General features: G+C 42.3%; 7 protein-coding genes. 3 read left to right on the top strand and 4 right to left on the bottom strand.

Annotation, left to right across the window (positions count from 1 at the left end):
• Positions 1 to 115: 115 nt before the first annotated feature.
• The 4 genes from ACRD7A_RS12690 to ACRD7A_RS12675 all read right to left on the bottom strand — a co-directional run bounded on the left by ACRD7A_RS12690 (position 116) and on the right by ACRD7A_RS12675 (position 3,907).
• Complete coding sequence (locus tag ACRD7A_RS12690) at positions 116 to 634, bottom strand: DUF4943 family protein (protein ID WP_430811455.1); 519 nt, start codon at positions 632 to 634, stop codon at positions 116 to 118.
• A gap of 154 nt (positions 635 to 788) precedes the next feature.
• Complete coding sequence (locus tag ACRD7A_RS12685) at positions 789 to 1,904, bottom strand: SPOR domain-containing protein (RefSeq protein ID WP_430811454.1); 1,116 nt, start codon at positions 1,902 to 1,904, stop codon at positions 789 to 791.
• A 94-nt stretch (positions 1,905 to 1,998) separates the two neighbouring features.
• Positions 1,999 to 2,928, bottom strand: coding sequence for a hypothetical protein (locus tag ACRD7A_RS12680; RefSeq protein WP_430811453.1), 930 nt, complete (start codon positions 2,926 to 2,928; stop codon positions 1,999 to 2,001).
• Positions 2,897 to 3,907: a lysylphosphatidylglycerol synthase transmembrane domain-containing protein gene (locus ACRD7A_RS12675; RefSeq protein ID WP_430811452.1), complete on the bottom strand. Its 1,011-nt coding sequence runs from the start codon at positions 3,905 to 3,907 to the stop codon at positions 2,897 to 2,899. The genes ACRD7A_RS12680 and ACRD7A_RS12675 overlap by 32 nt, the downstream gene beginning before the upstream one ends.
• Positions 3,908 to 4,073: 166 nt before the next feature.
• On the opposite strand from ACRD7A_RS12675, the gene rsmA reads away from it, so the two are divergent.
• The 3 genes from rsmA to ACRD7A_RS12660 all read left to right on the top strand — a co-directional run bounded on the left by rsmA (position 4,074) and on the right by ACRD7A_RS12660 (position 7,642).
• A complete protein-coding gene (rsmA, locus tag ACRD7A_RS12670; protein ID WP_430811451.1) occupies positions 4,074 to 4,850 on the top strand; it encodes a 16S rRNA (adenine(1518)-N(6)/adenine(1519)-N(6))-dimethyltransferase RsmA in 777 nt (258 codons plus the stop codon).
• Between the two features lie 22 nt (positions 4,851 to 4,872).
• Positions 4,873 to 6,237 carry a magnesium transporter gene (gene mgtE / locus ACRD7A_RS12665; RefSeq protein WP_430811450.1) on the top strand — a complete coding sequence of 455 codons (1,365 nt, stop codon included), beginning with the start codon at positions 4,873 to 4,875 and terminating at the stop codon, positions 6,235 to 6,237.
• A gap of 64 nt (positions 6,238 to 6,301) precedes the next feature.
• Entirely contained in the window at positions 6,302 to 7,642 is a 1,341-nt protein-coding gene (locus ACRD7A_RS12660) for a serine hydrolase domain-containing protein (RefSeq protein ID WP_430811449.1), read from the top strand.
• Positions 7,643 to 7,735 lie beyond the last annotated feature (93 nt).

Raw genomic sequence — 7,735 nt, 5'->3', positions numbered from 1 at the left:
AGCTTTTATACCTAAAGTAAATAATCATGTTTAACTATTTACTTTGATACGTATTTAGTAAACCACAAACTAACGATGCTTTATTAGCCATTGTTGTACCCTGGCATTTATTATTCTAATGCCAAGTATAATCTGTTTCACTAAGAGGGTCAGTGTTTTTAAACTTTGCAAAGTCCAAATTCTTATTTTCTGCCCACCAATCAAAATATGCTTTAGCTACAATTTTTTGTATTTCACTACCTGATTCAACTTCAAAAGCATCTCCTTTTTTCTTAACAATAGGGTTTTGAGATGGAAATCTACCAATTAAATATTCACTGTCAATAGCTACAGCTCGTATTGATTCAATTGTCCATAAAGCATACATACCTAAAGGACACTCGGGCATATAAAATGATGAAATTCCATTTACTGGAAAATCTTCTATCATTTGAGTTTCATTTCTATATTTAAGTAGCGCAGGAATATCTTTCGATGTAAAATTTGGTAATTCAAGTGAATCATATTTTCCTGCTTTTAAATGGTCAATATATTCTTCAACACTTAGGCGATTAGCTTCGTTATTTTCATCATTGTCACACGATAAAACACTAAATGATAGAATACAAAACACTAGAAATTTTAAAGTTTTCATGATAAGGCATTTTATTATTGGTTAATAAATGTATGATAAATACAACTTCAATATGATTGCGTCTTTCTGCTTGCCCACAACCTAAACGATATACTTCATAAATACAATCCAAAAACACGTCTAACCAAAACACTATCACATAGTTAATTAACCCTTAGTCACGCTTAGTAATAATCCAGCTTTCCATTTTCTGACCTTGTAAGATCTCTTCCTGACGGGCCTGCGCTTCGTATAGGTGAGCAAAGGGTTCAAGACTAACGAGGTAATGATTGTTATGCTTAAACCAGAATGCCTGCGCATACCCCTTCTTATGCAGGTTCTGTATCATCCTTTGCGCATTGGCCTCCGAGCTAAAACTACCCACAATCAGCTGATGTGGTTTATTCACCTTGGGCTCTTCTACCGGCTTTGTTACCTCCTCCTTCTTCGCGGGTTCTGCAGGTGCAACCGCCTCTGTGGGGCCTTCTTCGATAGCCACTGCTGAATTATCTGCGGGTAGGTCATTGTCAGGGGCAGGTACCTCGCGAATCTCTGTTGCTATTTGCTGTTTGGTTTCAGCAGGTTGGTTATCTCTGAAAAAGAAAAAATAAACAGAGAAACCGATCAATGGCAGTAACACAAAGAGCAACCAAAAAAAGATAACCGTCTGCTTACGTTTTCCCTTGTCTTCATCATCAATGTAATACTTACTGGCTGACCCCGCTATTGCTTTCTCAGATACCTTTGCTTCGATACTAGGGCGTTCATTGTCGACTTTAGCATGCTTTTCATCTTCCACTACATCCTCTTCCTCAAATTCGGCAATGGGTGTTTGTTCATTCAGCGAAGTTTCGGGCAATTGTGCAGGTTCACCATCTGAAAGCTCCTTTCCGGAATCATTATTATCAATATCCAAAAGCTCTTCATTATCGGCCGGTGATGGAGATTTGAAAGGTGCTGCCTGGTCGCTATTAAGATCGAGGCTTTGCTCAAAACGTAAAATACCGGTAGCATCTTTTGTAAAGGTTCCAAGTCCCTCAATATTGTATGCTCCTGATGCATCCAAACTTCGTTTAACATCCTGAACATAGCTATCTACCTTTTGCTCGGCTTCGGCACGTTCTATACCTTCTTGTTCCACAATATAATCAACAAGAAGGCCATCGTTAAAGCTCAGAAAATTATTGAAAAGTACAGAGAAACCGTTTTCCTTAGCTACAATAAAAGCCCCAAAATTAGGAACAATAACCCGGTTATTTTCTTTAATCAAAGAAAGAATATAGTTTTCCATTTAAAGATGTATTCTGATTAATAAATGGTATCGAGCACCCAAGATAAGCAGATTTCTAAAAAAAACAGTAAATCTAAGCGCTCTCTTTTTTGCTTTACCCTTGTTTGATAGTGTTTTGTTTGATTAATACGCTGCCTCCAAGCAGTGTTGGCACCACCACATTACTCAACCAAAGGCTAAATGTGGCCAGCAGGATGAGTGGCGTTTGATCAGTGCTAAAAGAAAACAAAAAGAGGGCTATACTACCGCGTATTCCCATATCGATAAGTATATGAGAAGGCAATAGGGTAATAAAGAAAAAATACAGACAGGCCAGGGGCAGATAATCACTAAATGTCAGATAAACATCCCATAAACGCATCCATAAAAACAGTTGAAAGATAAATACCAGCAGACGCACACTTGTCCAGAAGAGTGCGATAAAAATAACATTACGCCTGATATGCGCCAGCCGGAAAATGTAATAACGGATTTTATCTCTAAAGTAAAACAATAAGCCTGCAAAACCACACAGAATAATTATACTACTAGTCAAAATATAGAAATAATGATCCTTAATCACCTGTGACATTACTGGCAGCGGAAAATGAAAAAAAGCAAGTACGCCGCTAATGAGTATAACGACATTTTGCATCGCACCCCCTACCGTGGTCATCACTGCTGCCTCCAGCCGCTTACTTTTGGGCAATAGAACCATGCGTCCCACCATTTCAGCCATACGCATAGGCGAGCCAACAGCAGTAGTAGTTCCTGCAAGTACTTGGCGCCAGGCAGTAAGATAACTCATTGAAATAAAGGGTCGCATCAGCACCTGCCATTTGGCAGCCTCACAAAAAAGATTAATAAACCATAGCACCAACAGCGTTAGTAGCAAGGTTAAAGACTCAATTGAGAATGATAATGTATGCCCTATCAAATGCCATTGACCAAAATCAATCAGCCGGATGGTAATAAAAATATAAGCGGCTACAGAAAAACCAATAACGAGCAGTTTAACAAGGTCTTGCCAAATCCGTTTCTGCATGATGCTTACGGTTAATGAGTGGAAGGAGGACAAAGGCCAGCAAACCTACAATAATAATCATCATATTTTGTGCTGCATGAACGAGCAAAGCAAACACACCTCCTTCTTCAAGCGGCACTCCATAGAGTTTGAGTGTAGCGATAACCATGAAATGCCAGGCGCCAATACCGCCCTGTACAGGAGCAATCATGCCCAAACTGCCGGTGAGCAAAATCGTAATACCGGCATTAATTCCCAAGGTTGATGTGGCAGGCATACTAAAGAAACAAACGTATATCATCATGAAATACATCAGCCATATAAACAGGGTATGAAAGATGAACAGCCCCTTATTTTCTAACTTCCGGATAGAACTCAGCCCTTCGGTAAATTTGGCCATCAGGCTATTCAGAAACTGTAATGCCTTGTAACGGCGCGCATAACGCCTGATAAACCACAATGCCAAAACTGTAAAAATCAGAGCTGCGTACAACAAAGGGGAGGCAAAGAGTTGACTCACAGAATCGAGCTTAAGCGTTTGCAGAAGAAAACCACCCAGAAAATCGAATTGTACCGCCAGTACAGCTACTGTAATCAGTACCAGCATCATCAGATCGGTGAGTCGCTCAGCCACCACTGTGCCTACCACACGCGTAAAAGAAATGCGCTCGTACTTACTGATAACACCACAGCGCGATACTTCACCCATACGCGGAAAAACAAGGTTGGCCAGGTAACCTGTCATAACAGCCAGAAAGGTATTCAGAAATCCTGTCTTTTTTTCGATGGGTTGAATAAGCATCTGCCATCGCATGGCCCGGCTGACATGACTTAACAAACCCAAACTAATGGAAAGTACAATCCACGAATAATCAACGTCGTAACGCAATGCCCTCAGGATTTCCTCGGCATTCTGATCCTTGTATAATTGATAAATGATAAATACTCCAATAGATGGAAACAGAACTAACTGAATGAACTTCGATACTGATTTTTTCACAAATTGAACGAATTTAATTTTTGTAGTATCTTCATGACGCCTTTAAGGTGTGTTTTTCTACCTTTGCGGGCTGAACAAGCTGCGAAGATATAAAATTTGTATCTCTTAGGCCAAAACGAGTCCCACAAGTGGGCTGAAACGTTATAATTTAACATTACACTGGGATATGGTAAGAGCAAAAAAACATTTAGGACAACATTTTCTTACAGATTTAGGAATAGCCCAGCAAATTGTAGAGGCCCTCTCGGGCGATCGTGAGCAGGTAATGGAAATAGGCCCGGGAACAGGCGTGTTAACACAGTACCTTGTTCAGCGCGACAAGGTAGATCTAAAACTCATTGAGCTCGATAGTGAATCGGTGGACTACCTAAATGCTCACTATCCTGAATTGAAAGGGCGCATTTTCTACAAGGATTTTTTGAAACTGGATCTGACAAGCATATTTACACAACCCTTCTCGCTAATTGGTAACTTCCCCTATAATATTTCGGGTCCTATCTTTTTCAAAGTTTTCGAACACCGCAATCAGATACCCGAGGTAGTAGGCATGCTGCAAAAGGAAGTGGCAGAGCGCCTGGCTTCAGGACCGGGCACCAAAGTGTACGGGGTATTAAGCGTATTGCTGCAAGCCTTTTACGAGGTGGAATATCTGTTTACGGTAGATGCCCATGTATTTAACCCGCCTCCCAAAGTGCAGTCGGGGGTAATTAGGCTAAAGCGTAACGATGTAAAGTCGTTGCCCTGCGACGAGAAGCTCTTTGTAAAGGTGGTGAAAGCCATCTTTAATCAACGTCGTAAAGCCATCCGGAATTCATTAAAAGCAATTCCTTTCAACCGGGATGCAATCGCTGATCATGAATTTCTGACAAGGCGTCCGGAGCAAATGAGTGTCAACGATTTCATAGAGTTGACATGCATGATTCAAGCGAATGAACTCAATTAATAACCTTTAATTCTCTGTAATTATGGCAAATTTTGAATTGACGAGGGAGTATATTGATAATCTAAAGGAACTGATTGCGGCTAAGAATGAGAAAGCCATATCAGAAATTTTGGAAACATTGCACCCGGCCGATATTGCAGAAGTGTATGAGGAGTTAAGTATTGATGAAGCCAAGTACCTGTATTTTCTGATTGATGATGATACAGCCGCCGATGTAATTACCGAGTTAGAGGAAAATGATCGTAGGCGATTTTTAGAGAGTCTGCCAAGTGATGTAATTGCAAGGCGCTTCATCGATAACATGGATTCTGATGATGCAGCTGATGTACTTGGTGAGTTAGATAATGCTCGTCAACAAGAGGTTCTGTCGCACATCGATGATGTGACGGCTGCCGGCGATATTGCCGATCTGCTAAGCTACGACGAAGATACGGCCGGTGGTCTGATGGCCAAAGAGCTTATTAAGGTAAAAGAAAACTGGGGCATACCCACCTGTTTGCGCAGCATGCGCCGTCAGGCCGAAGAGGTGGATGAGATTTACTATGTTTATGTGGTGGACAATAACGGTATTCTAAAGGGCACCCTTTCTTTAAAACGCATGTTACTCAGTCCGGTTGATGTGCTGGTAAAAGATATTTATAACTCGGATGTTATTTCCGTGAAGGTAGATGTGGATGCCGAAGAGGTTAGTTACATCATGGATAAATACGATTTGGTAGCATTACCGGTTGTGGATTCCATTGGTCGCCTGGTGGGACGTATTACCATTGATGATGTAGTGGATGTCATGCGTGAAGAGGCCGAGAAAGATTATCAGCTGGCATCGGGTATCACTGAAGACGTGGAAGCCTCAGACAACGTATGGCAACACACACGCGCTCGTATTCCCTGGCTGCTCATAGGTCTGGCCGGTGGTATATTCGCCTCCTGGGTGGCCTTCGGTCATATCGACCTGATCGATAAGTTTCCGGGTGTTGCCATGTTTATGCCACTGATCGCCGCCATGGGGGGAAATGTGGGCATGCAATCCTCGGCCATCGTTGTGCAATCACTGGCCTCCGGTTCGGTAGGTCTCGATACCAACTGGCTGAAGTTACTGAAGGAGTTAGGCATCGCCCTCCTCAACGCAAGTATTCTTTCATCGTTAATATTTTGTTACAGCTTTTTCTTCAAAGATGACATGGCACTGACTTTTACCCTATCCTCAGCCATGTTCTCTGTGGTCTTTTTTGCCAGTCTGTTTGGCACCTTTGTACCACTAATGCTCAATAAAATAAAGATAGACCCCGCCGTTGCAACCGGCCCTTTTATCACTACCATGAATGATATTATTGGCATGTTCTTATACCTCTCAATCGGGAATGTCATTTATAACTTAATGGTATAGGCAGGCATTTACCAACACTTTATTATCAGGTTTATTAAAGCTTAAACCATCCAAACTGCACACCATGAGAAACAAACCTTTCATCCTGAAAATGATCATATTAAGTTCTGTTCTTGCATTGGTGATCGCTGCCATTTTTCTCTATCCCTTACTACGTGGAGCCAGTGGATATGCGGCAAAAATGGTGTGTTCAGGCGTTTTTGTTGAAGGCCTAAGCCCGGAAAAAGTAGAGCAGATGGAGCTCAGTACATTTCCCTTTAACAAAGTAGTAAACGTGGTGAATAAGGAGACACAGACAGTGGTCAGCACCATTGGCGGCATCATCTCCCAAACTGCTGTTTATGAGCCGGGGGTGGGTGCCACCCTATACCCGAAAGGACACTGTGAAATAGCGGGTAGGGTGCCTTTAAATCGGTCCACACACAAGAATGAACCCTGGCCCATGGGCTGTATCATCGCTGACACTGTTCCGGAAGGTGTGGATGCCGATGGCCTTAAAACCTATATCGATCAACATTTTACTTCAACATCGCGCGCTGTGGTAGTCATTAAAGATGGTCAGCTCATTGCCGAAAAATATGCCGATGGCATTGATGTAAACACCCCACTACTGGGATGGAGCATGACCAAGAGCATCACGGCCGCCCTCACCGGCATTCTGATTAAAGAGGGAAAGCTTGAGCTTTATAAGCCGGCCAAAGTAAGCGCCTGGCAAAACGATGAACGCCGTCATATTACACTTCATAACCTTCTGCAAATGAGCAGTGGCCTAAGGTGGAATGAAGACTATTCGCAAACCAGACTGAGTGATGTATCTCAAATGCTTTACATCGAACCGGATATGTATGCCTTCGCCACTTCTGTGAAATCACAGGTTCAACCCGATTCCCTATGGTACTATTCATCGGGTACCACCAACATCATAGCTGGCCTACTGCGTCACTGCTTCGATGATTACCAGTCCTATTATCAATTTCCACAGAAAGCCCTTTTCAACAAGCTGGGCATGCGGCATAGCCTTATCGAAACCGATGCCACCGGTACCTTTGCAGGCTCCTCCTACGGCTATTGCTCGGCGCGCGACTGGGCACGCTTCGGCATGTTGTACCTGAACAAGGGAACATGGATGGGCGAGCAGATTCTACCGGAGTGGTGGGTAGATTACAGTACCATGCCCGCCAAACAATCGAAAGGCCGCTATGGTGCACATATATGGCTCAACACCTCCGGGATTAATATTCCCAATCTGCCCAAAGATGCATACTACTTTAACGGTTACCGGGGACAACGTATAACAATAATACCATCTCACAACATGGTGGTGGTTTGCTTGAACTCAAGCCCCGATAACATAGATTTCAATGATTACTTAAAAGGAATAATGGCTTTTGTAAATAAAAAATGAAATCGTTAAGTCACTTCCTTACTAAAAAGGTGTTGACTGAACGTAAGCCATAAATAATCAAAAGATTACTATATTTAGGGAATTAATAAACCA

Origin of the sequence: Carboxylicivirga longa (genome assembly GCF_050589825.1) — a bacterium.
GTDB lineage: Bacteria > Bacteroidota > Bacteroidia > Bacteroidales > Marinilabiliaceae > Carboxylicivirga > Carboxylicivirga longa.
The sequence above is the reverse complement of the archived record's forward strand: the minus strand, read 5'-3'. Positions and strand labels throughout refer to the sequence as shown.